The 21,882-nt window shown below is 56.4% G+C and carries 21 protein-coding genes; 11 read left to right on the top strand and 10 right to left on the bottom strand.

The features are described from left to right. Nucleotides 1-10 precede the first annotated feature (10 nt). From AC236I_RS21225 to AC236I_RS21205, 5 genes are read right to left on the bottom strand one after another with little or no spacing between them, the layout of a single operon-like run. A complete protein-coding gene (locus tag AC236I_RS21225) occupies nucleotides 11-829 on the bottom strand; it encodes a PTS system mannose/fructose/sorbose family transporter subunit IID (RefSeq protein WP_004857740.1) in 819 nt (272 codons plus the stop codon). Continuing rightward, entirely contained in the window at nucleotides 829-1,626 is a 798-nt protein-coding gene (locus tag AC236I_RS21220) for a PTS mannose/fructose/sorbose/N-acetylgalactosamine transporter subunit IIC (protein ID WP_086817286.1), read from the bottom strand. Before AC236I_RS21220 ends, AC236I_RS21225 begins: the two co-directional genes overlap by 1 nt. Before the next feature lie 10 nt (nucleotides 1,627-1,636). Then, entirely contained in the window at nucleotides 1,637-2,131 is a 495-nt protein-coding gene (locus AC236I_RS21215) for a PTS sugar transporter subunit IIB (RefSeq protein ID WP_004857744.1), read from the bottom strand. An 11-nt stretch (nucleotides 2,132-2,142) separates the two neighbouring features. Next, nucleotides 2,143-2,571, bottom strand: coding sequence for a PTS sugar transporter subunit IIA (locus tag AC236I_RS21210; protein WP_004857747.1), 429 nt, complete (start codon nucleotides 2,569-2,571; stop codon nucleotides 2,143-2,145). A 4-nt stretch (nucleotides 2,572-2,575) separates the two neighbouring features. Continuing rightward, the gene (locus tag AC236I_RS21205; RefSeq protein ID WP_162661673.1) at nucleotides 2,576-4,321 is read right to left on the bottom strand and encodes a class I mannose-6-phosphate isomerase; all 1,746 of its coding nucleotides are present in this window, start codon (nucleotides 4,319-4,321) and stop codon (nucleotides 2,576-2,578) included. Between the two features lie 189 nt (nucleotides 4,322-4,510). On the opposite strand from AC236I_RS21205, the gene AC236I_RS21200 reads away from it, so the two are divergent. From AC236I_RS21200 to AC236I_RS21180, 5 genes are all read left to right on the top strand, one after another. Beyond that, complete coding sequence (locus tag AC236I_RS21200; protein ID WP_004857750.1) at nucleotides 4,511-5,542, top strand: LacI family DNA-binding transcriptional regulator; 1,032 nt, start codon at nucleotides 4,511-4,513, stop codon at nucleotides 5,540-5,542. A gap of 144 nt (nucleotides 5,543-5,686) precedes the next feature. Next, nucleotides 5,687-6,508 carry a 4-hydroxy-tetrahydrodipicolinate reductase gene (gene dapB / locus AC236I_RS21195; RefSeq protein ID WP_004857752.1) on the top strand — a complete coding sequence of 274 codons (822 nt, stop codon included), beginning with the start codon at nucleotides 5,687-5,689 and terminating at the stop codon, nucleotides 6,506-6,508. Nucleotides 6,509-6,966: 458 nt separating this feature from the next. Further along, nucleotides 6,967-8,115, top strand: a complete 1,149-nt coding sequence (gene carA / locus AC236I_RS21190; protein WP_004857753.1) for a glutamine-hydrolyzing carbamoyl-phosphate synthase small subunit — start codon at nucleotides 6,967-6,969, stop codon at nucleotides 8,113-8,115. A gap of 16 nt (nucleotides 8,116-8,131) precedes the next feature. Next, entirely contained in the window at nucleotides 8,132-11,356 is a 3,225-nt protein-coding gene (gene carB, locus AC236I_RS21185) for a carbamoyl-phosphate synthase large subunit (protein ID WP_004857755.1), read from the top strand. A 170-nt stretch (nucleotides 11,357-11,526) separates the two neighbouring features. After that, nucleotides 11,527-11,760, top strand: coding sequence for a YgdI/YgdR family lipoprotein (locus AC236I_RS21180; RefSeq protein ID WP_004857757.1), 234 nt, complete (start codon nucleotides 11,527-11,529; stop codon nucleotides 11,758-11,760). Between the two features lie 53 nt (nucleotides 11,761-11,813). Here AC236I_RS21180 and AC236I_RS21175 read toward each other — a convergent pair whose 3' ends face one another. The 3 genes from AC236I_RS21175 to idnO are packed head-to-tail and all read right to left on the bottom strand — an operon-like array spanning nucleotide 11,814 to nucleotide 13,587. Next, nucleotides 11,814-12,281 carry a NanQ anomerase/TabA/YiaL family protein gene (locus AC236I_RS21175; RefSeq protein ID WP_004857760.1) on the bottom strand — a complete coding sequence of 156 codons (468 nt, stop codon included), beginning with the start codon at nucleotides 12,279-12,281 and terminating at the stop codon, nucleotides 11,814-11,816. Beyond that, the gene (locus AC236I_RS21170; protein WP_044349188.1) at nucleotides 12,278-12,808 is read right to left on the bottom strand and encodes a gluconokinase; all 531 of its coding nucleotides are present in this window, start codon (nucleotides 12,806-12,808) and stop codon (nucleotides 12,278-12,280) included. The genes AC236I_RS21175 and AC236I_RS21170 overlap by 4 nt, the downstream gene beginning before the upstream one ends. A 14-nt stretch (nucleotides 12,809-12,822) precedes the next feature. Next, complete coding sequence (gene idnO, locus AC236I_RS21165) at nucleotides 12,823-13,587, bottom strand: gluconate 5-dehydrogenase (RefSeq protein WP_004857765.1); 765 nt, start codon at nucleotides 13,585-13,587, stop codon at nucleotides 12,823-12,825. Between the two features lie 288 nt (nucleotides 13,588-13,875). Here idnO and AC236I_RS21160 point away from each other — a divergent pair, with 288 nt between their 5' ends. The 6 genes from AC236I_RS21160 (at nucleotide 13,876) to folA (ending at nucleotide 20,567) form a co-directional block, all read left to right on the top strand. After that, a complete protein-coding gene (locus AC236I_RS21160; RefSeq protein ID WP_015585175.1) occupies nucleotides 13,876-14,868 on the top strand; it encodes a LacI family DNA-binding transcriptional regulator in 993 nt (330 codons plus the stop codon). Nucleotides 14,869-15,078: 210 nt separating this feature from the next. Then, nucleotides 15,079-16,029 carry a 2-hydroxyacid dehydrogenase gene (locus AC236I_RS21155; RefSeq protein ID WP_004857769.1) on the top strand — a complete coding sequence of 317 codons (951 nt, stop codon included), beginning with the start codon at nucleotides 15,079-15,081 and terminating at the stop codon, nucleotides 16,027-16,029. A 72-nt stretch (nucleotides 16,030-16,101) separates the two neighbouring features. Continuing rightward, nucleotides 16,102-17,406: an MFS transporter gene (locus AC236I_RS21150; RefSeq protein WP_004857771.1), complete on the top strand. Its 1,305-nt coding sequence runs from the start codon at nucleotides 16,102-16,104 to the stop codon at nucleotides 17,404-17,406. A 95-nt stretch (nucleotides 17,407-17,501) separates the two neighbouring features. After that, the gene (gene kefF, locus AC236I_RS21145; RefSeq protein WP_004857773.1) at nucleotides 17,502-18,032 is read left to right on the top strand and encodes a glutathione-regulated potassium-efflux system oxidoreductase KefF; all 531 of its coding nucleotides are present in this window, start codon (nucleotides 17,502-17,504) and stop codon (nucleotides 18,030-18,032) included. Beyond that, on the top strand, nucleotides 18,025-19,890 hold the full coding sequence (gene kefC, locus AC236I_RS21140; protein WP_004857776.1) for a glutathione-regulated potassium-efflux system protein KefC: 1,866 nt from the start codon (nucleotides 18,025-18,027) through the stop codon (nucleotides 19,888-19,890). The genes kefF and kefC overlap by 8 nt, the downstream gene beginning before the upstream one ends. A gap of 197 nt (nucleotides 19,891-20,087) precedes the next feature. Next, complete coding sequence (gene folA / locus AC236I_RS21135) at nucleotides 20,088-20,567, top strand: type 3 dihydrofolate reductase (protein WP_004857778.1); 480 nt, start codon at nucleotides 20,088-20,090, stop codon at nucleotides 20,565-20,567. An 82-nt stretch (nucleotides 20,568-20,649) separates the two neighbouring features. Here the strand turns inward: folA and apaH are convergent, their stop codons facing one another. Both apaH and apaG read right to left on the bottom strand, forming a co-directional pair. Beyond that, nucleotides 20,650-21,498, bottom strand: coding sequence for a bis(5'-nucleosyl)-tetraphosphatase (symmetrical) ApaH (apaH, locus tag AC236I_RS21130; protein WP_004857780.1), 849 nt, complete (start codon nucleotides 21,496-21,498; stop codon nucleotides 20,650-20,652). Between the two features lie 4 nt (nucleotides 21,499-21,502). Then, on the bottom strand, nucleotides 21,503-21,880 hold the full coding sequence (gene apaG / locus AC236I_RS21125) for a Co2+/Mg2+ efflux protein ApaG (RefSeq protein WP_004857782.1): 378 nt from the start codon (nucleotides 21,878-21,880) through the stop codon (nucleotides 21,503-21,505). Nucleotides 21,881-21,882 lie beyond the last annotated feature (2 nt).

Here is a 21,882-nt window from a genome sequence, read left to right as displayed (position 1 = left end):
CCATCCGATATCAGCCGGCAAACAGACCGCTCACCACGCCGAGTGCGGCCAGTACCAGCAGCAGCACCATCGCTTTTACCGGTGAAACCCCGCGTTTGGCCATCAAATACCACGTCCCCAGCACCACCACAAGCGGCAGCAGCTGCGGGAAGATGCCATCCAGCATCTGCTGAACGTGAATATTGACCCCGTCTTTGGTGACGAATTCCAGCCCGGTTCCGAGTTTAACGTAGCTTGCCGCAACGCCACCCATGACGAAAACGCCCAGCAACGACAAGGCTTCACGCAGGCGGGTAGACTTACTGCTGACCAGCATCTCTACCGATCCGGAACCCATTTTGTAGCCTTTGAGAAACAGAAACCAGGAGCCGGGAATAATGATGCCCAGCCAGGCGACGGTATAGAACAGCGGCCCGAGAATACTGCCGCCGGCCGCCAGCGCCATACCGATACTCAGCAAAATCGGGATAAGCATGCCGGGGATCATTGAATCACCGATCCCGGCGATCGGCCCCATCAGGCCGACTTTCAGGGTGTTGATCGTTTCACCATCGATCGGTTCGCCGTTGGCTTTTTTCTCCTCCAGCCCCAACGCCATACCGTTGACGATCGCGCCGATCTGCGGCTCGGTGTTATAGAACGATGCGTGACGGCGCAGCATTTCGGTGCGCTGGGCGGCATCGGGATAGAGTTTTTTCGCCACCGGCAGCATGCTCAGGCAAAAGCCGAAGGATTCCAGGCGTTCAAAGCTCATTGAAGAGAGGTTGTGCATCATCCACGCGCGCCAGCAGCGGCGCAGGTCTTTGCGGGTCAGGGTACGTTCTTCCATCAGAATTCATCCTCATCATCGATGACCGGTTTTGCGCCAGTGCTCTGCTGCGGCTCCGGTTTGTAGTTGTAATGGATTAACGCCAGCAGCGAGCCCACGATCACCAGCGCGACCATATTGAGCTTTAAAAAGACGATGCAGACGAAACCGACGAGAAAATAGATCAGCATGGTGTAGTTTTTGATGATCTGTTTGAGCAGGATAGCGATCCCCACCGCAGGCAGAATGCCGCCCAGCACGTTCATCGTCGACAGAATGATTTTGGGCAAACTGTCCATAAAACTACTGATGTACTGCGCACCGAAATAGACGGCGATAAAAGTCGGTACGAAGCGTAAAACGAAGTTCGTCGCCTGGGGCCAGATGGCGCTGTTGAGATAAATTCCGCGTTCGTCGCCACGATCCAGCGCAACATCGGCCCGATGGTTCCAGAAAGAGTTCAGTACCATCATGGCGTTAAACAGAATGGTTCCGGCGATACCGATGGTGGCCGCCAGCGCCACCGCTACTTCCGGTCCTTTCCCTGACAGGATCCCGAGGGCGATGGCCGGGTAAGCGACAAAGTTAAGGTCGGCCGGCATCGACCCGCCCGGTGTCACCATGGCGATATAGACGGCCTGGACCGCCACGCCGATCATAATGCCGGTTTTGACATCGCCGAGAATAAGCCCGACCAGCATGCCGGAAACCAGCGGCCGGGTGATCAGATACCAGCCGCCGGTCAGCCCCAAAAGCCAGGGGCTACTGAGGGCGCCCAGATAGCAAAGAAAGCCTATCAATGTCGCTTCGATAATCATCATCCGCTCCTTATTTCAGCTTCTGCCGGGCGTCCTGCCAGCTGTAACAGCCGGCATCCGGGACCAGGCGGAATTCAACAAGATGTCCGTGCTGCACCAGCCAGTCAAAGGCGGCTATCTCCTCCGCGTTGACCGATTGGTTCGGGCCAATGGTTCGGGTATCGGCGCGGGCGCTCATTGGGCCAACGTTAATTTTGCCGTTGGCATTTTTCAGGCTGATACCGGCTGCTTCGATGCGCTGGAGCGTGACGGGGGATTTGCCGATCACGAAGTAACGCTTATCGCTGGCGATCACTTTGGGCAATTTTTCGATAGCTGTCGCGGTGTCGAACAGCCAGACTTTGGTGTCCTGAACCGCGCCTTTCATCACGGATGAGAGCAGCGGATCGGCCGCGACGGCATCGTCAATGGCGACGATGCCGTCGCAGGGCAGCTCTTTGGCCCAGCGTGTCACGAGCTGCCCATGAATAACGCGGTCGTCGATACGTACAAAAGAGATACTCATAGCGGTTTCCTTTAAAAATCATCGGACTGAACGGATATCGTCGGGGCAGCCATGACCAGTGTCGGTACGGTTAACGCCAGCAGCTGTGCGGCAGCATCGTGCACATCCGTTAAATGGTGAACCTCGTCGCTTTGCAGCAGCATCGGAAAATTGACCCCCGCCACGACGGCGACCGGGGGGATCGTCTGAGAGGAAAACGCGTGCTGGCAGGCGATGTTCCACGGCGTACCGCTTTGCATATCGCACAGCACCAGCACGCCATCGGCGTTTTGTCCGGCGCTGGCCAGCGTGCGGGCGAAATCCTCTCTGAAGCCTTCAATGCCAGCCTGCTCGCCGAGCGTCACGGCGAAGACATGAGGTAATTCGCCGTAAACCATGCGGCCGCTTGCAAGCAGGGCGTTCGCCAGCGGGCCGTGGGTGGCAACAATAACGTTGATCATGCGCTTATCCTCTTACCCAGGCTTTAATGGTGGCGAGCGGCTGTCCTGAGCCTTTGCCCGACGGTGAAATGCGATACTCGCCCACTGCGGCGGGAATAATAAAGGTCTCGGCATAGTGGACGACGAAAGGCGCGAAGGCGCCGCTCGGGCTGTCGACGATGGCCTCATCACCTTCGACCAGGTTGAGAACGTTCACTCCACCCTGAGTATGATGAGTGACCGGCGCGGTGAACCAGTGGCGGCGGGTTTCGATAAATTCACGCTCGTGCATCCCGGTTCGTTCTTCACGCCAGCCTTCGCCTTCGGCCACGGGTTCGACCTGGTTTACCAGGTTGTCGGCAACCCAGCGGGTGTCACGCTGCCAGTCGATAACCTGCTCCCCGTGCTCCAGATGGACGGGGCGCGGCAGACCATCTAAACCTAAACGCCCCCAGTCCCACAGCTTGAAAGTAAAAATGTACGGCGTGGCGCTGATTTCGAGGACCATCGTGCCGCTGCCCGAACAGTGAACCGTGCCGGCAGGGATCAGGAAGTGATCGTGCTTGCGTGCCGGGATCTGGTTAACAAAGCGGGCATCGTCGAAGGTTTTCTCCCCGCGCGCGGCGGCCTTGAGATCGTCCAGCATCGCCTGCGGCTCGATTCCGGTTTTGGTTCCGAGATAGACCACCGCGTGCGGTTGCGCTTCGAGAATGTAATAGCTTTCATCCTGGGTATAGTGCATCCCAAACTGTTGCTGGATGTACTCGGTGACGGGATGAACCTGGAAGCTCAGGTTCTGGCCGCCGATAGTGTCGAGAAAATCAAAGCGGATGGGAAATTCAGCGCCAAACCGGGCGTGAACCTTCTCACCCAGCAGCGCGCGAGGGTGAAGTAAAACCAGGTTTTGTGAGGGGATCTCGATCCGCACCTGACCAAAGCGCAGTAACAGGCTGTTTTCCTCGGGCACGCAATCAAAACACCATGCGTAATTGGGCGCGGAGGGATCGAGATCGAATTGCTGTTTCATCCACTGACCGCCCCAGACGCCGGGATCGAAGAACGGGGCGACGCGGAACGGACGGGTGGTGGTTTGCCGGAGGCCGGCGCGTAGCGCTTCGCCGCTGACCAGCGTCGGCGCCTCTTTTTGCGTGGTATCAAGCAGATAGTCGGCTCGTTTGAGCAGCGGCGTTTTGTGGCGATCGAAGACGCGCCATTCGATAAAAAAGGCGCGCTTATAGCGACGGAGGATGTCCTCGTCCTGGTTGTCCGCCCCCCAGTTTCCGAGGCCGTCATGGCGCATGCGCTGCTGAATTTCCCAGCGCGGCATATCGGCATAGACCAGCACATCGCCCGGATGAGCGAGCGCGGCGCCGGGACCATAAATAACGATGAGGCCTTCGGTCACGGCATCGACCTGCTGACGCAACTGATGTAACTTGTCGGCGTTAAAAAACTCCTCCAGGTGATGACAGGAGAGGACCCCGAAAACACGGTCATCGGTCAGGTTACGCGCCAGCAAATCGTGGAGCGCCTGCTGATCGCGGCGGGCGGATTCGACGTTCAGCACCCGCGTCGCGTTCAGTGACGGCAGCAGACGCTGCTCCAGTTCGTCAAGCCGGACGCCGGGATAGCAGTCCACAACCAGTACGGTTCTGGAGGAGGCTGAAGCCCTGAGGTTAAGCGTCGCTTCGATGGATTCCCAGCCCTGCCAGGCCTGGTCGTCATAACCCTGAACCGTAACTTCAGGGAATTTATCATAGGTCGTTTGCATTATCTGTCTCCGTATTGGCTAAATGAAGATTAATCGATTAACCTTGTTTTGACAGTATGGTTAACGCGATTAACCCGCCATAATGAGCAAGTAAAGCGGCAAGATGGGCGTTATTGTGAGTCCTGTCACAAGGAAAAATGCAATTTTTAGGTTATTCGATTAACCTTCGCTAAACGAACGGGAGAGATCATGACAACAGTGACGCTGGCACAGGTGGCTGAACGGGCAGGGGTATCCACGGCCACCGTTTCGATGGTGTTGCGTAACCGCGGGCGGATTTCGCAGGCTACGCGCGAACGTGTGCTGAAGGCGCTGGATGAAACTGGCTATGTCTACAATCAGACCGCCGCCAATCTGCGTAATCGCAGCAGCAACCAGGTTGGGCTGCTGCTGCATGACATCACCAACCCGTTTTACGGTGAGATGACGGCAGGCTTAAGCCATGAAATGGAGCGGCATGATTTGCTGTTATTTCTGGCCAACAGCGAAGAGTCAGGCGAGCGGCAGCAAAAGTTTGTCGACTCGCTGATGCGCAATAGCGCCTGCGGCATGGTGCTGTGCGCGGCGCGGGAAACTCCGGCCTCATTTTTTGAGGCGCTGAAAAGACGCAATATTCCCGCCATTATGGTGGTGCGCCCGCTCAGCGATCCGGATTTTGATTTTGTCGGGACCGATAACTTTCTCGGCACGCAGATGGCCACGGCACACTTGCTGAAAATGGGGCACCGACAGATTGCCTTTATCGGCGGTAGCCTGAGTTCCGGTACCCGGGCACAGCGTATTGGCGGGTTCACCAGCACGCTCCTGGAGAGCGGGATCTCGCCGCGTCCGGAGTGGATCGTCACGGCTCAGGCCAGCCAGATCGACGGCGCGAAAGTGGCCGAAGCGCTGCTGACCCGCTATCCGCAAATCACGGCCGCAGTTTGTTACCAGGATATTGTTGCGCTGGGCGTGATGCAGGCGCTGCGTAAAACCGGGCGTGAGCCGGGACGTGATTTTGCGCTGGTGGGATTTGACGATATTACCGAAGCCGCGCTGGTTCAGCCGGCGTTGACGACCGTTTCGGTGGCAGCGAAGGAGATTGGCCGCAAAGCCGGCGAGCTGCTGTATAGCCGTATTCAGGGCAATGATGAACCGCCGAAGCGCATTATTTTGCCGCCGGCGCTGGTGGTTCGGGAATCCTGCGGTTTTCGGCACAGGATTAACGCTCCGGACGAGTGAGAAACGATGCCGGCGTATAGTTTTTACTGATATCGAACGCCGTTTGTCATAAATTTCTAATTATCGGTGTTTTACAGTAGCGGCTCATCGACGGGCTGGTTAATCTGGAAACAATTTACGTTAAGTTAACAAAAGAGAATAGCTATGCATGATGCACAAATCCGCGTGGCCATCGCAGGCGCGGGCGGCCGGATGGGACGCCAGTTAATTCAGGCAGTACAGCAGATGGACGGCGTGGCGCTGGGCGCTGCGCTGGAGCGCGAAGGTTCTTCCCTCCTTGGGAGCGATGCCGGTGAGCTGGCCGGGGCCGGTAAAGCGGGTGTCGCGGTGCAAAGCAGTCTTGCGGCGGTCAAAGATGATTTTGATGTGCTAATCGATTTCACCCGTCCGGAAGGTACGTTAAACCACCTTGCTTTCTGCCGCGAACACGGCAAAGGGATGGTGATTGGTACCACCGGTTTTGATGAGGCCGGGAAACAGGCCATTCGCGATGCGGCGCAGGATATTGCCATCGTTTTCGCGGCCAACTTCAGCGTCGGCGTCAACGTGCTGTTAAAGCTGCTGGAGAAAGCGGCGAAGGTGATGGGCGACTACACCGATATCGAAATTATTGAAGCGCACCACCGCCACAAAGTGGACGCACCGTCGGGCACCGCACTGGCGATGGGCGAGGCGATTGCCGGCGCGCTGAACAAAGATCTGAAGGATTGCGCGGTCTACAGCCGTGAAGGGCATACCGGCGAACGCGTCCCTGGGACCATCGGCTTTGCCACCGTGCGCGCCGGGGATATCGTTGGCGAGCATACCGCTATGTTTGCCGATATTGGTGAGCGTATTGAAATCAGCCACAAGGCATCCAGCCGGATGACTTTTGCCAATGGTGCCGTTCGTTCCGCATTGTGGTTAAAAGATAAGAAATCAGGCCTTTTCGATATGCGTGACGTGCTTGATCTCAATGCTTTATAAGGTTTATTACCCATCGTGATGTGGTTATTGCATTCAATATGTAATTGATTGCAAAGGGCAATATTTTATTGCCCTTTTTATTTTTTGCTTCTTCATCAATAAAAGATGATGAAGTGGCTATAATATTAACTTATCCCTTCGTTTTTTGTTGTGTTATTGTAAATCTTGACCATCTGGTCTACTTTTTTGCTCTTGCACGCTCTGTTTTGCAATCTTCCAGGTCCGCAAGCGTTTTCTCTGCATAGTTTGTTGATCTTTTTGCCTGCTAACGCAGTGCTGAGAGGTCAGTGACGTGAAAAGAGATAAAAAATATCGGCTTTAAGTTGACTTTTACCCGACATCTCTCCAGAATGCCGCCGTTTGCCAGAAATCCATAGGTAAGCAAATTTGCATTGATTCATGTCATGCACATGCATTAATATGCAAATAAAGTGAGTGAATATTCTCTGGAGGGTGTTTTGATTAAGTCAGCGCTATTGGTTCTGGAAGACGGAACCCAGTTTCACGGTCGGGCCATCGGGGCAACGGGCACGGCGGTTGGGGAAGTCGTTTTCAATACTTCAATGACCGGTTATCAAGAAATCCTCACTGATCCTTCCTATTCCCGCCAAATTGTCACTCTTACTTATCCCCATATTGGTAATGTCGGCACCAACGCCGCCGATGAAGAATCTTCTCAGGTACATGCGCAGGGTCTGGTCATTCGCGACCTGCCGCTGATTGCCAGCAACTTCCGCAATACCGAAGACCTCTCTTCTTACCTCAAGCGCCATAACATCGTGGCGATTGCCGATATCGATACCCGTAAGCTGACGCGTTTGCTGCGTGAAAAAGGCGCACAGAACGGCTGCATCATCGTGGGTGATAACCTGGATGCGCAGCTGGCGCTGGAAAAAGCCAAAGCGTTCCCGGGCCTGAACGGCATGGACCTGGCGAAAGAAGTCACCACTTCAGAAACCTACAGCTGGACGCAAGGAAGCTGGACGCTGGCGGGCGACCTGCCGGAAGCGAAAGCGGAAAGCGAGCTGCCGTTCCACGTTGTAGCCTACGATTTTGGCGCCAAACGCAACATCCTGCGCATGCTGGTTGACCGCGGCTGCCGTCTGACGGTTGTGCCGGCGAAAACCTCTGCCGAAGAGGTGCTGAAGATGAATCCGGACGGTATCTTCCTGTCCAACGGCCCTGGCGACCCGGCGCCGTGCGATTACGCCATTGCCGCGATTGAGAAATTCCTCGAGACCGATATTCCGGTATTCGGCATCTGCCTCGGCCATCAGCTGCTGGCGCTGGCGAGCGGTGCGAAGACCGTTAAGATGAAGTTCGGCCACCACGGCGGCAACCACCCGGTTAAAGATATCGATAATAATGTGGTGATGATTACCGCCCAGAACCACGGTTTTGCGGTAGACGAAGCCTCCATGCCGTCTAACCTGCGCGTGACCCACAAGTCGCTGTTCGACGGAACGCTGCAGGGCATCCACCGCACTGACAAACCGGCGTTTAGCTTCCAGGGCCACCCGGAAGCGAGCCCAGGCCCGCACGATGCCGCGCCGTTGTTCGACCATTTTATTGCATTAATTGAGCAGTACCGCCAGTCCGCGAAATAATCAGGAGAAAAGAGCCATGCCAAAACGTACAGACATAAAAAGCATCCTGATTCTTGGCGCTGGCCCGATCGTTATCGGCCAGGCTTGCGAATTTGACTACTCTGGCGCCCAGGCCTGTAAGGCCCTGCGTGAAGAAGGTTACCGTGTCATTCTGGTGAACTCCAACCCGGCCACCATCATGACCGACCCGGAAATGGCCGATGCGACCTATATTGAGCCGATCCACTGGGAAGTGGTGCGCAAAATTATCGAAAAAGAGCGTCCGGATGCGGTACTGCCGACTATGGGCGGCCAGACGGCGCTGAACTGCGCGCTGGAGCTGGAACGTCAGGGCGTGCTGGCCGAATTCGGCGTCACCATGATCGGCGCCACCGCCGACGCGATTGATAAAGCGGAAGACCGCCGTCGCTTCGATGTGGCAATGAAGAAAATCGGTCTGGATACCGCACGTTCCGGTATTGCGCACACCATGGAAGAAGCGCTGGCGGTGGCCGCTGACGTGGGCTACCCGTGTATCATCCGTCCCTCCTTCACTATGGGCGGCACCGGCGGCGGTATCGCTTACAACCGTGAAGAGTTCGAAGAAATTTGTGCCCGCGGGCTGGATCTCTCTCCGACCAACGAACTGCTGATTGATGAATCGCTGATCGGCTGGAAAGAGTACGAGATGGAAGTGGTGCGCGATAAGAACGACAACTGCATCATCGTCTGCTCCATCGAAAACTTCGACGCCATGGGCATCCATACCGGTGACTCCATCACCGTCGCCCCGGCGCAAACCCTGACCGATAAAGAATACCAGGTGATGCGTAATGCATCGATGGCGGTGCTGCGCGAAATTGGCGTCGAAACCGGGGGCTCTAACGTGCAGTTCTCCGTTAACCCGAAAGACGGCCGCCTGATTGTTATCGAAATGAACCCGCGCGTATCACGCTCCTCCGCGCTGGCATCCAAAGCGACCGGTTTCCCGATTGCCAAAGTGGCGGCCAAACTGGCGGTCGGCTACACCCTGGATGAGCTGATGAACGACATCACCGGCGGCCGCACGCCGGCCTCGTTCGAACCGTCCATCGACTATGTCGTGACCAAGATTCCCCGCTTCAACTTTGAAAAATTCGTTGGCGCTAATGACCGCCTGACCACCCAGATGAAATCCGTGGGTGAAGTGATGGCGATTGGCCGCACCCAGCAGGAATCCCTGCAGAAAGCGCTGCGCGGCCTGGAAGTAGGGGCCACCGGTTTCGACCCGAAAGTCAGCCTCGACGACCCGGAAGCGCTGACCAAAATTCGCCGTGAGCTGAAAGATGCCGGCGCCGAGCGTATCTGGTACATCGCCGATGCGTTCCGCGCGGGGCTGTCCGTGGACGGCGTCTTCAACCTGACCAACATCGACCGCTGGTTCCTGGTACAAATTGAAGAGCTGGTACGTCTGGAAGAGAAAGTGGCTGACCTTGGCATCACCGGTCTGACGCCTGACTTCCTGCGTCAGCTGAAGCGTAAAGGCTTTGCCGATGCTCGTCTGGCAAAACTGGCCGGCGTTCGTGAAGGTGAAATCCGTAAGCTGCGTGACCAGTACGACCTGCACCCGGTCTACAAGCGCGTGGATACCTGCGCGGCGGAATTTGCCACCGATACCGCCTACATGTACTCCACCTATGAAGACGAATGTGAAGCGAACCCGTCCGTTGACCGCGATAAAATCATGGTCCTTGGCGGCGGCCCGAACCGTATCGGTCAGGGTATCGAATTTGACTACTGCTGCGTACATGCTTCACTGGCGCTGCGTGAAGATGGTTACGAGACCATTATGGTTAACTGTAACCCGGAAACCGTGTCTACCGACTACGACACCTCCGACCGTCTGTACTTTGAGCCGGTGACGCTGGAAGACGTGCTGGAAATCGTGCGTATCGAGAAGCCGAAGGGCGTTATCGTCCAGTACGGCGGCCAGACGCCGCTGAAACTGGCGCGTGCGCTGGAAGCGGCCGGCGTACCGGTTATCGGAACCAGCCCGGATGCGATTGACCGTGCCGAAGACCGTGAACGTTTCCAGCAGGCGGTTGACCGTCTGAAGCTGAAACAGCCGGCGAACGCCACCGTGACCACCATTGAGATGGCCGTTGAGAAGGCGAAAGAGATTGGCTACCCGCTGGTGGTGCGTCCGTCCTACGTCCTGGGCGGTCGGGCGATGGAAATCGTCTACGACGAAGCCGACCTGAAGCGCTACTTCCAGACCGCGGTCAGCGTCTCGAACGACGCGCCGGTTCTGCTGGACCGCTTCCTTGACGATGCGGTCGAAGTCGACGTTGACGCTATCTGCGACGGCGAAATGGTGCTGATTGGCGGCATCATGGAGCACATCGAACAGGCGGGCGTGCACTCGGGCGACTCCGCATGTTCTCTGCCGGCCTACACCCTGAGCAAGGAAATTCAGGATGTGATGCGTGAGCAGGTACAGAAGCTGGCCTTTGAACTGCAGGTCCGTGGCCTGATGAACGTCCAGTTCGCGGTGAAAAACAATGAAGTGTACCTGATTGAAGTGAACCCGCGTGCGGCGCGTACCGTACCGTTCGTCTCTAAAGCCACCGGTATCCCGCTGGCCAAAGTAGCGGCGCGAGTGATGGCTGGCCAGACCCTGGCCCAGCAGGGCGTCACCAAAGAAATTATCCCGCCGTACTACTCGGTGAAAGAAGTGGTGCTGCCGTTCAACAAATTCCCGGGCGTTGACCCGCTGTTAGGGCCAGAAATGCGCTCTACCGGGGAAGTGATGGGCGTGGGCCGTACTTTCGCCGAAGCGTTCGCTAAAGCGCAGCTGGGCAGCAGCTCAACGATGAAAAAACAGGGCCGCGCGCTGCTCTCCGTTCGCGAAGGCGACAAAGAGCGTGTCGTAGACCTGGCGGCGAAACTGCTGAAGTTTGGTTTCGAACTGGATGCGACTCACGGTACCGCGATTGTGCTGGGTGAGGCGGGGATCAACCCACGTCTGGTGAATAAGGTGCATGAAGGTCGTCCGCATATTCAGGACCGTATTAAGAATGGCGAATACACCTACATCATCAACACCACCGAAGGTCGTCAGGCGATTGAAGACTCCAAGCTGATTCGCCGCAGCGCCCTGCAGTACAAAGTGCATTACGACACCACCCTGAACGGCGGTTTCGCGACGGCGATGGCGCTCAACGCCAACGCCATCGAGAAAGTGACCTCGGTTCAGGAAATGCACGCGCAAATTAAAAAGTAAGCTGCCTCGATAATATCGGGTCGCGGAACAACAAGGGTTGACGAGAAATCGTCGGCCCTTTTTTTATCCGCGCCATCTTCGGAGAGTTCTGCTTTTCACGGTCCGTCCGGTGAGGCTAACTATAGTTAGCATCATAACGATATCAATTGACGGAAAGACAGGAGGATACAATGCGGAACAAAATTCTGATGGCATCCGCGCTGGCGGCGACGGCAATGTTGTTTGTGGCGGGCTGTTCATCGAACCAGTCGCTGAAAACGACCGACGGTAAAACGATCGTGACTGATGGCAAGCCGCAGGTGGATGATGATACTGGTATGGTGTCGTACAAAAATGCGGAAACCGGCCGGACTGAACAGATCAATCGCGATCAGGTGAAGTCGATGGATGAACTGGATAACTAAGGGTTATCCGGGGCCCCGCGACGGATCTCGTGGGGCTGATTACGGCGGGACCGCTACAGCAGAGCGTTATCTATCTTAACGATAATTTTGCGCAGCGGCGCGCCGGCATCCATCGCGCCCATCGGGCGGTGCAGTTCGCCCGGGAATAAAATGGCCAGCTCTTCCGGGTGCAGATGAATCAGCGTTTCGCTGCTGATTGCCTCACAAAAGCCAATATCATGGGCCTCTTTGAACGGCCCGTCCGGCGCGATCGGCAGACCTTTGTTGCCGGCGCCGATTATCTCAACGCCCGCCAGTACAATATGAATATCAATATACTGACGATGAAATTCCGGGCGCTGCTCCGACAGCGGACGCGTCTGACCCTCAACGACGGTAAAGAACAGGTTATCGCCATCGACGGTATATTTGCCCGGAGGCAGGGTGTGGGGATCCTGCTGCGCAACGGCCTGGAGCGCTTTTTTAATGACCGCCGGATAGAACGCATTTTTGGCGGCGGCGCTTAAGGTATCGATAATCATGCCGGAACTCCCTGTGCTGGTTGAGGGGTAAGTAATGTGAGCGATTGCGCCACGATGGTGGCGACGTCGGGGGCGATATCAACGGCGACGATATCACCCTCGCTGGCGTCCGGTGTTTCCAGGGCGGCAAACTGGCTGCGCAGCAGCGCTTCCGGCATAAAGTGGCCCTGACGTCGCTGCATGCGCTGGAGAATGCACTCATACTCCCCGGTCAGCCACAGAAAACGCAGATTACCGCTGCCTTCACGCAGGCGATCGCGATAGCGTTTTTTCAACGCCGAGCAGACCAGTACGCCGGATTCATTCTTTTGCTCGAGGCTGAAAATCACGTCGGCGATGCGCTCCAGCCAGGGCTGGCGATCGTCATCATCAAGCGGCTGGCTGGCGGCCATTTTGATGATGTTCTGCCGTGGATGAAGGTCGTCGCCGTCAATAAACTTTGCGCCAAGCGCCTGGGCCAGCGCCTGACCAACGGTGGTTTTGCCGGTGCCTGAAACGCCCATCAAAATAATGCATTGCCCTGCCATAATGCGCTCCTTAATCAGACGGCAACCAGCATGCCGCCGTCGACAAACAACAGATGACCATTGACGAAATCGGATGCTCTGGAGGAGAGGAACACCGCCGCACCGACCAGCTCTTGCGGATCGCCCCAGCGGTTGGCTGGCGTGCGTTTGCACAACCAGTCGGTAAAGGCGCGATCGTCCACCAACGCCTGGGTCATGGCGGTTTTAAAGTAGCCCGGTGCGATACCGTTGACCTGAATGTTATAGCGCGCCAGCTCGACGCACATGCCGCGGGTCAGCATTTTGACCGCCCCTTTGGCGGCGGCATAAGGCGTAATGGTGTCGCGTCCCAGTTCGCTCTGCATGGAACAGATATTGACGATTTTTCCGCGCTGGCGGCTCACCATACGTTTAGCCACGGCCTGCGAGACCAGAAATACCGCGGTTTGGTTCACGGAAATAACATCGTTCCATTCCTGTACCGGAAATTCGGTAAACGGATGGCGACGCTGAATACCCGCATTATTGAATAACACATCAATCGCGCCGATTTCTTCTTCGATTTTAGCAATCGCATTTTCGACAGCATCGGCATCGGTTACATTAAATACGGCCGAATGAGCAATCGCGCCTTCATCACGTAATTTCATCACCGCATCATCTGCCCGGGACGCTGAAATATCGTTGATAATGATTTCGGCGCCATATTGTGCAAGGCCCTGCGCCATGACAAAACCAATGCCTTGTCCTGCGCCAGTAATTAAAATACGTTTGCCTTGTAAGCTGAAAAGATCTTTCATCTTGATATCCTGATTAACGGCTGAATATAAATGACGGTGTGCGCTTTTATTCCTGATCCACAAAAAGGTGAAGCGGAAGAACCTGTGCTCTATATCACGGATTTTTGCCGCTTAAATCTGTGACAGAGATCACTCAAAACAGTGTTACGAAAAAGGGTTACGTTAAACGTGAAGCCGCGTGGAAATTACCGCTGCTCAAGGGGTTAACGCTGGAAGGGTTCGATTCTCTTTTTCTTCAGCGGCAGGCATAATGGCCTGATGCAGTGGATGTATTTGACGGGTCGATAGATGAAAGCACAACGCATTACGCTCAATGATATTGCAGCGCTGGCTGGCGTAACCAAAATGACCGTCAGCCGCTATTTACGTACGCCGGATAAAGTGAAACCGGAGACGGCGGAGCGTATCGCCAGCGTGATTGCAGAAATTGGTTACGAGCCCGATCCCGATAATCCGGCGATGACCAGCGTCGCCGTCCCACGCATCGGCGTGCTGATTCCCTCTTTTCATAATCAAATCTTCGCCGACCTGCTGGCCGGCATCGAGTCGGTGACCGCGGCCCACGGCTACCAGACGCTGGTGGTCAATTACGATTACGACCGTCAGCGTGAAGAGGAGCAGATTGCCGCCGTACTGGCCTTTCATGTCAAAGGCTTGCTGCTGACTGAGTCGCTCCATACGCTGCGGGCGGACAAATACCTCAATGCGGCGAAGATTCCGATCGCGGAGGTGATGGGGCTGGCGGAGAACCCGGGGCGAATCAATGTCGGTTTTGACAACTTCAAAGCCGGTTTTGACATGACCACGATGCTGCTGGCGAGCGGCAAGCGGCGCATTATCTATTTTGGGTCAATGTCCGATGTCCGCGATGAACAGCGCTACGCCGGCTACTGTCAGGCGATGGAGAATGCCGGACTGCCGACGGGGCGCATTGCCCCCAATAAGGTGTCGTCGGTGTCGATTGGCACCGGCATGATGAATCTGGCGCGGCAGATGTACGCCGCGATGGACGGGATCCTCTGTACTAATGATGACCTGGCGGTAGGCGTGTTACAGGAGTGCCTTGCATCGGGTATCGCAGTGCCGCAGGAGCTGGCGATCGCCGGTTTTCATGGCCTGGAGATTGGCCAGATCGTCACCCCGCGGCTGGCAAGCGTCCTGACCCCACGCTATGAAATGGGTAAGGTAGCTACTGAGATTTTAATTAAGAAAATCAAAGGGCTGCCAACCATAGAGAAAGTCGATCTGCACTACCGCCTGTCGATGGGCGAAACCATTTAATCCTGCCTGAACGGCGGCGCAGTCGTGTTAGCAGAACGTTAACGCCTCGTCGCTTGTCCCCGCTTAAAACCGGGTTTTTGTCTTAGCGATCACGGACGCGGTAACAGTAATTTTTAACACGATTCAGCGTGATGCAGATCGCAAAACGTTCGGCTAAAAAACCGTTTGATAGTGGCTACCGTCGTAATGAACCGTCAAACAGGTGATCTGATGAAGAGTACTATTACCCGCGCCATCCTCTTAGTGGCCCCCGTTATTGATGCTTTGCAGGAACAGCTGGCGGCCGACTTCCCGCTGCTGCGTCTGTACGAGCAGGAGGATCCCATCGCCTTCCTGCGTGAGCAGGGAGAGAATATTGCAGCCGTTGTCACCCGAGGGGATATCGGGGTACAGAACAGCGTCCTTGAACTGCTGCCGCACGTGGGTCTGATTGCCATTTTCGGCGTTGGCACCGATGCGGTGGATTTAGAGTACGTTCGCTCCCGGCAGATTCAGGTCTCCATCACTTCCGGCGTGCTGACCAACGACGTGGCGGACCTGGCGATGGGACTGCTGCTGGCCGGTTCCCGCAATCTGTGTCAGGGCGATCGTTTTGTACGTGAAGGCCGCTGGGAGAAGGGAGGTATGCCGCTGGCTACTCAGGTGAGCGGGAAACGTATCGGCCTGCTGGGGATGGGGAATATTGGTCAGGCGATTGCCCGCCGCGCCCGCGGTTTTGATATGCAGGTGCTTTATCACGACCGTAAACCGGTCCCGGGGCTGGATTACCAGTGGTGCGCCGATCTGCATACGCTGGCCCATGAGAGTGATTTTCTGGTGCTTGCCGCCTCCGGCGGTGAGGCAAATCGCGGGCTGATCGATTTTTCGGTCTTCAACGTCATGCCGAAACATGCGTGGCTGATTAATATCGCCCGCGGTTCGCTGGTGGATGAAAAGGCGTTGATTCAGGCGTTACAAAACGGTGTTATCGCCGGTGCTGCCCTCGATGTTTTTGAAGATGAGCCTCATGTCCCGGCAGAATTGATCGCGCTCGATAATGTGGTGTTGCAGCCGCACGTGGCCAGCGCCACCCATGAAACCCGACAGAAAATGAGCGAAGTGGTTTTGGCAAACGTCACGGCTTATTTCTCCGGTAACGTATTGCCGAACGCCATTAATTAATTCTCATCTCTTATTTCTGTGCCCGGCTCTAATTTAATGACAACAATAACCTCTGCATAGAGAGTACGAAATATGAATGATAAAATTCCCAGCACCCGCTGGCTGCGTATTATCACGCCGGTGTTGATTGCCTGTATTATTTCGTTTATGGATCGGGTGAATATTAGTTTTGCTTTGCCCGGTGGCATGGAAGCTGATTTAGGTATTACCAGTCAAATGGCCGGTGTGGCCAGCGGAATATTTTTTATTGGTTATTTATTTCTGCAAATACCCGGCGGGCGTATTGCGGTAAACGGCAGCGGTAAACGCTTTATTGCGTGGTCGCTGATGGCCTGGGCGGTGGTGTCGATTGCCACCGGTTTTGTGACCCATGAATATCAACTGCTGGTTCTACGCTTTATTCTCGGCGTATCCGAGGGCGGGATGCTACCGGTGGTGCTGACGATGGTCAGCAACTGGTTCCCGGAAAAAGAGCTGGGACGTGCCAATGCCTTCGTCATGATGTTTGCTCCGCTGGGCGGCATGCTGACCGCGCCGGTCTCCGGGGCGATTATTGCCGCGCTCGACTGGCGCTGGCTGTTTATTATCGAAGGCCTGCTGTCCGTGGTAGTGCTGGCGGTGTGGTGGTTTATGATCAGCGACCGTCCGGAAGAGGCGCGCTGGCTGCCGGAGGCAGAGCGTCACTATCTGGTTACCACGCTGGCCGCAGAGCGGGCGGCAAAGCTGGCGGAAGATGCGGTCAGCAACGCGCCGGTCAAAGATGTTTTCCGCAATAGCGGGCTGATGAAGCTGGTGATCCTCAACTTCTTTTATCAGACCGGCGATTACGGCTATACCCTGTGGCTGCCGACTATTCTGAAGGGGCTGACCGGCGGCAGTATGGCCAGCGTCGGTTTTCTGGCGGTGCTGCCGTTTGTGGCCACGCTGGCGGGTATTTATGTGATTTCGCTATTCAGCGATCGCAGCGGCAAACGTCGTCTGTGGGTACGCTTCTCGCTCTACAGCTTCGCTGCGGCGCTGGTGGCCTCGGTGGTACTGCGTGAGCACGTGGTGGCGGCCTATATTGCGCTGGTGATTTGCGGTTTCTTCCTTAAATCGGCTACCAGCCCGTTCTGGTCGATGCCGGGGCGTATCGCTTCCGCGGAAGTTGCCGGTAGCGCACGAGGGGTGATTAACGGCCTGGGCAATCTCGGCGGCTTCTGCGGTCCTTATCTGGTTGGGGTGATGATCTATCTGTATGGCCAGAACGTGGCGGTCTGCGCGTTGGCAGGATCGCTCCTCATTGCCGGGACCATGACCTTCCTGCTGCCGAAACGCTGCGATCTTGAGATCGGCGAGCCCGCTGTCGCCGTCAGCAAGCAGCCGCGAAATGCCTGAAGGGTGTTGAGATAAAAGCAGGTTGTGATTGTAAGCACTTCGATTAACTGACTACACTCTTGCTGATTACAACGAGAGTTAACGCAGGCTAATCAATGATTCTGATAATTTATGCCCATCCCTATCCGCATCACTCGCATGCGAATAAGCGGATGCTTGAGCAGGCAAGGACGCTGGATGGCGTAGAAATACGCTCCCTCTATCAACTTTACCCCGATTTTAATATCGACGTCGCCGCCGAACAGGCGGCGCTGGCACGCGCCGAGCTGATTATCTGGCAGCATCCGATGCAGTGGTACAGTGTGCCGCCGCTAATGAAACTGTGGATGGATAAAGTGTTATCGCACGGCTGGGCTTACGGACATAACGGCATCGCCCTGCGCGGTAAATCGCTGATGTGGGCGGTGACCACCGGCGGCGGCGAGAGCCACTTTGATATCGGTGCATTTCCCGGGTTTGATGTGCTTTCCCAACCGCTCCAGGCGACCGGTCTCTACTGTGGAATGAAGTGGCTGCCGCCTTTCGCCATGCACTGCACATTTATCTGCGACGATGAAACCCTTCAGGCGCAGGCACGCCGCTACCGACAACGCCTTATCGAATGGCAGGAGACGCATCATGGATAGCCATACGCTGATACAGGCGCTGATTTATCTGGGATCCGCCGCGCTGATTGTGCCGATCGCCGTACGCCTTGGGTTAGGGTCGGTACTCGGCTATCTGATTGCCGGCTGTATTATCGGGCCGTGGGGGCTGAGGCTGGTGACCGACGCCGAGGCGATTTTGCACTTTGCTGAAATCGGCGTGGTGCTGATGCTGTTTGTGATTGGTCTGGAACTCGACCCGCAGCGTCTGTGGAAGCTACGCGCGTCGGTGTTTGGCGGCGGCGCCTTGCAGATGGTGGTGTGCGGCGTACTGATTGGCCTGTTTTGCATGTTGCTGGGGATGCGCTGGCAGGTGGCGGAGCTGATCGGCATGACGCTGGCGCTGTCGTCGACGGCGATCGCGATGCAGGCGATGAACGAACGTAATCTGACGGTCTCACAGATGGGGCGGAGCGCATTTGCCGTCCTGCTGTTTCAGGATATCGCGGCGATCCCGCTGGTGGCGATGATCCCGCTGCTGGCCGCCAGCGGTGGCTCTACGACGCTGGCGGCATTTGCCCTGTCCGCGCTCAAGGTGGCTGGCGCGCTGGTCCTGGTGGTGGCGCTGGGGCGCTATGTGACCCGTCCGGTATTACGCTTCGTGGCCCGTTCCGGTCTGCGCGAAGTGTTCAGCGCCGTAGCCCTGTTCCTGGTCTTCGGCTTTGGCCTGCTGCTGGAGGAGGTCGGACTGTCGATGGCGATGGGGGCCTTCCTCGCCGGCGTGTTGCTGGCGAGTTCGGAATATCGCCACGCGCTGGAAAGCGACATTGAGCCGTTTAAGGGGCTGCTGCTGGGGCTGTTCTTCATTGGCGTCGGGATGTCGATTGATTTCGGTACCCTGATGAGCCATCCGCTGCGCATTCTGGTTTTGCTGGTTGGTTTCCTGATCATCAAAGGCGCGATGCTGTGGCTGATTGCGAAGCCGCTCGGGGTGCCGCGCGCCCAGCGCCGCTGGTTTGCGGTTCTGCTGGGGCAGGGGAGTGAGTTTGCCTTTGTGGTATTCGGCGCGGCGCAGATGGCCGACGTACTGGATAGCGACTGGGCGAAAGCGTTGACGCTGGCGGTGGCGCTGTCAATGGCGGCAACGCCGATCCTGCTGGTACTGTTGACCCGCCTGGAGAAATCATCCCGCGGCGAGGAACGCGAAGCGGATGAGATTGATGAAGAGCAGCCGCGGGTGATTATTGCCGGCTTCGGCCGCTACGGGCAGATCGCCGGTCGTGTATTGCTCTCCGGCGGGGTGAAGATGGTGATCCTCGATCACGATCCTGACCACGTTGATACGCTGCGTAAATTTGATATGAAAGTGTTTTATGGCGATGCCACGCGCGTCGATATGCTGGAGTCAGCGGGGGCGGCAAAAGCCGAGGTGCTGATCAATGCGATTGACGATCCGCAGGTCAGCCTGCAGCTGGTTGAGCTGGCAAAAGAGCATTTCCCGCATCTGCAGATTATCTCCCGCGCCCGCGATGTGGATCACTATATCCAGCTGCGTCAGGCTGGCGTGGAGGCCCCGGAGCGTGAAACCTTCGAGGCGGCGCTGAAATCCGGGCGAACGGCGCTGGAGGCCCTGGGCCTGGGCGCTTATGAAGCGCGCGAGCGCGCCGACCTGTTCCGTCGCTTCAACCAGAAAATGGTCGAGGAGATGGTGGCGATGGCGGAAAACGACGCGGCTTCCCGCGTGGCGGTCTTTAAACGCACCAGCGACATGCTGACCACCATAATTAACGAGGATCGTAACCATCTGTCGTTGGTTCAGCGGCATGGCTGGCAGGGAACGGAAGAGGGTCGACACACCGGAGATATTGCCGATGAACCGGAGAGTAAACCTTCTGCCTGAGTCGTGCGGCGGCCGTTACGTTTTGTTTACAGTTAACATTTTGTTTTCAGTTTAGTTCCTCAGCAGGCGGCTCACGTAGCTTACGTGGGCCCGCCTGCAAATCCGAAAATTTTCTTATTCTTTACTCTCCGCGCAGTCGACGAAGTATTACGCTTTACGTATAGTGGCGGCAATTTTTTGCATTCGGGAAATTTTCAATGATCAGTCTGATTGCGGCGTTAGCGGTAGATCGCGTCATTGGTATGGAAAACGCCATGCCATGGGACCTGCCTGCCGATCTCGCCTGGTTTAAACGCAATACCTTAAACAAGCCGGTGGTGATGGGGCGTTTGACCTGGGAGTCTATTGGTCGCCCGCTGCCGGGGCGTAAGAATATCGTTATCAGCAGCCAGCCGGGCACCGACGATCGCGTGCAGTGGGTGAAGTCGGTTGATGAAGCGATCGCCGCCTGCGGCGACGTTGAAGAGATAATGGTGATCGGCGGCGGTCGTGTCTATGAGCAGTTCCTGCCGAAGGCCCGGAAGCTTTATCTGACGCACATTGACGCCGAAGTGGAAGGGGATACCCATTTCCCGGACTACGATCCGGATCAGTGGGAGTCGGTCTTCAGCGAATTTCACGATGCCGATGCGCAGAACTCGCATAGCTACTGCTTCGAGATTCTCGAACGTCGCTGAGGGTATGCCGGGCAGCGCGTAGCGTTGGCCGAGGCAAGATGATGATATCCCGGATACCGCTTACCGCTATCCGGGATTTTTTTCAGGAGGCTACCGCCTCGCCTTCGTCCGGCTCTTTCTGCCGGTTTGAGGGCTGAGTAAAGTACTGCTTGTCTTCCCAGCGCAGGCAGGTGAGATCCCCGCCCCAGCAGCAGCCGGTATCGAGGGCGTATATCCCCTCCGGCGTACCGCGACCTTCCAGCGAAGCCCAGTGACCAAACGCAATGCTGTACTCGTTGCTCACCGGACCGGGAATGGCAAACCACGGTTTTAACGGCGCAGGGGCGTTTTCCGGCGCTTCTTTGGCATACATATCCAGCTGCCCGTTCGGGAAACAGTAGCGCATACGGGTAAAGGCATTGGAGATAAAGCGCAGGCGGGCGAGACCGCTCAGCTCAGGGCTCCAGTTATTCGGCATATCGCCATACATCGCGTCGAGGAAGAACGGATAGGAGTCGCTGGCGAGCACGGCTTCAACATCGCGCGCGCACTGTTTTGCCGTTTCCAGATCCCACTGCGGCGTAATGCCCGCATGGGCCATCACCAGCTTTTTCTCTTCATCAATCTGCATCAGCGGCTGACGGCGCAGCCAGTTGAGCAGCTCGTCGGCATCCGGGGCTTCGAGCAGCGATTTCAGGCGATCTTTGGGTTTGTTGCGGCTGATGCCGGCGAAGACGGCCAGCAGGTGCAGATCGTGATTGCCGAGAACAAGGCGCACATTATCGCCAAGGGATTTAACGTAGCGTAAAACCTCCAGCGAACCCGGGCCGCGTGCGACTAAATCGCCCGTGAGCCACAGCGTATCGCTCCCTGGGGTAAACGCCACCTGCTTTAATAACGCGAGCAGTTCATCGTAGCAACCGTGAACGTCGCCAATAAGGTATGTAGACATTGTTTTAGTGAATGAGCGTTGGTACTGCGAGACGGAAAACAGGGATATCGATCGAGAACGGCGCGCCGTTCACGTCGATCATTTCATAATGTCCCTGCATGGTGCCCAGCGGCGTTTCAATGACGGCTCCGCTGGTATACTGGAATTCACCGCCTGCGGGAATATGCGGCTGTTCGCCGACAACCCCTTCACCCTGCACTTCAGTCTCACGACCGTGGCCGTTGGTGATAAGCCAGTAGCGGCCAAGAAGCTGAACCTGAGTCCGCCCCAGATTGCGAATCGTGACGGTATAAGCGAAAACGTAGCGCTCTTCTTCCGGGGAAGACTGCGATTCGATATAGACGCTTTGCACCTGCACGCAAACTCGAGGCGAATTAATCATGG

Source organism: Klebsiella sp. Sb-30 (assembly GCF_057652795.1).
The sequence above is the reverse complement of the archived record's forward strand: the minus strand, read 5'-3'. Positions and strand labels throughout refer to the sequence as shown.

Excerpts from the sequence above, each read along its gene's own strand:
- idnO (WP_004857765.1), bottom strand. The coding sequence starts at position 13,587 with ATGAAAGATCTTTTCAGCTTACAAGGCAAACGTATTTTAATTACTGGC.
- kefF (WP_004857773.1), top strand. The coding sequence starts at position 17,502 with ATGATTCTGATAATTTATGCCCATCCCTATCCGCATCACTCGCATGCG.
- AC236I_RS21220 (WP_086817286.1), bottom strand. The coding sequence starts at position 1,626 with ATGATTATCGAAGCGACATTGATAGGCTTTCTTTGCTATCTGGGCGCC.
- dapB (WP_004857752.1), top strand. The coding sequence starts at position 5,687 with ATGCATGATGCACAAATCCGCGTGGCCATCGCAGGCGCGGGCGGCCGG.
- AC236I_RS21160 (WP_015585175.1), top strand. The coding sequence starts at position 13,876 with ATGAAAGCACAACGCATTACGCTCAATGATATTGCAGCGCTGGCTGGC.
- AC236I_RS21225 (WP_004857740.1), bottom strand. The coding sequence starts at position 829 with ATGGAAGAACGTACCCTGACCCGCAAAGACCTGCGCCGCTGCTGGCGC.
- AC236I_RS21175 (WP_004857760.1), bottom strand. The coding sequence starts at position 12,281 with ATGATTATCGATACCTTAAGCGCCGCCGCCAAAAATGCGTTCTATCCG.
- AC236I_RS21200 (WP_004857750.1), top strand. The coding sequence starts at position 4,511 with ATGACAACAGTGACGCTGGCACAGGTGGCTGAACGGGCAGGGGTATCC.
- AC236I_RS21205 (WP_162661673.1), bottom strand. The coding sequence starts at position 4,321 with ATGCAAACGACCTATGATAAATTCCCTGAAGTTACGGTTCAGGGTTAT.
- apaG (WP_004857782.1), bottom strand. The coding sequence starts at position 21,880 with ATGATTAATTCGCCTCGAGTTTGCGTGCAGGTGCAAAGCGTCTATATC.
- AC236I_RS21150 (WP_004857771.1), top strand. The coding sequence starts at position 16,102 with ATGAATGATAAAATTCCCAGCACCCGCTGGCTGCGTATTATCACGCCG.
- AC236I_RS21155 (WP_004857769.1), top strand. The coding sequence starts at position 15,079 with ATGAAGAGTACTATTACCCGCGCCATCCTCTTAGTGGCCCCCGTTATT.
- kefC (WP_004857776.1), top strand. The coding sequence starts at position 18,025 with ATGGATAGCCATACGCTGATACAGGCGCTGATTTATCTGGGATCCGCC.
- AC236I_RS21180 (WP_004857757.1), top strand. The coding sequence starts at position 11,527 with ATGCGGAACAAAATTCTGATGGCATCCGCGCTGGCGGCGACGGCAATG.
- folA (WP_004857778.1), top strand. The coding sequence starts at position 20,088 with ATGATCAGTCTGATTGCGGCGTTAGCGGTAGATCGCGTCATTGGTATG.
- apaH (WP_004857780.1), bottom strand. The coding sequence starts at position 21,498 with ATGTCTACATACCTTATTGGCGACGTTCACGGTTGCTACGATGAACTG.
- AC236I_RS21210 (WP_004857747.1), bottom strand. The coding sequence starts at position 2,571 with ATGATCAACGTTATTGTTGCCACCCACGGCCCGCTGGCGAACGCCCTG.
- AC236I_RS21215 (WP_004857744.1), bottom strand. The coding sequence starts at position 2,131 with ATGAGTATCTCTTTTGTACGTATCGACGACCGCGTTATTCATGGGCAG.
- carB (WP_004857755.1), top strand. The coding sequence starts at position 8,132 with ATGCCAAAACGTACAGACATAAAAAGCATCCTGATTCTTGGCGCTGGC.
- AC236I_RS21170 (WP_044349188.1), bottom strand. The coding sequence starts at position 12,808 with ATGGCAGGGCAATGCATTATTTTGATGGGCGTTTCAGGCACCGGCAAA.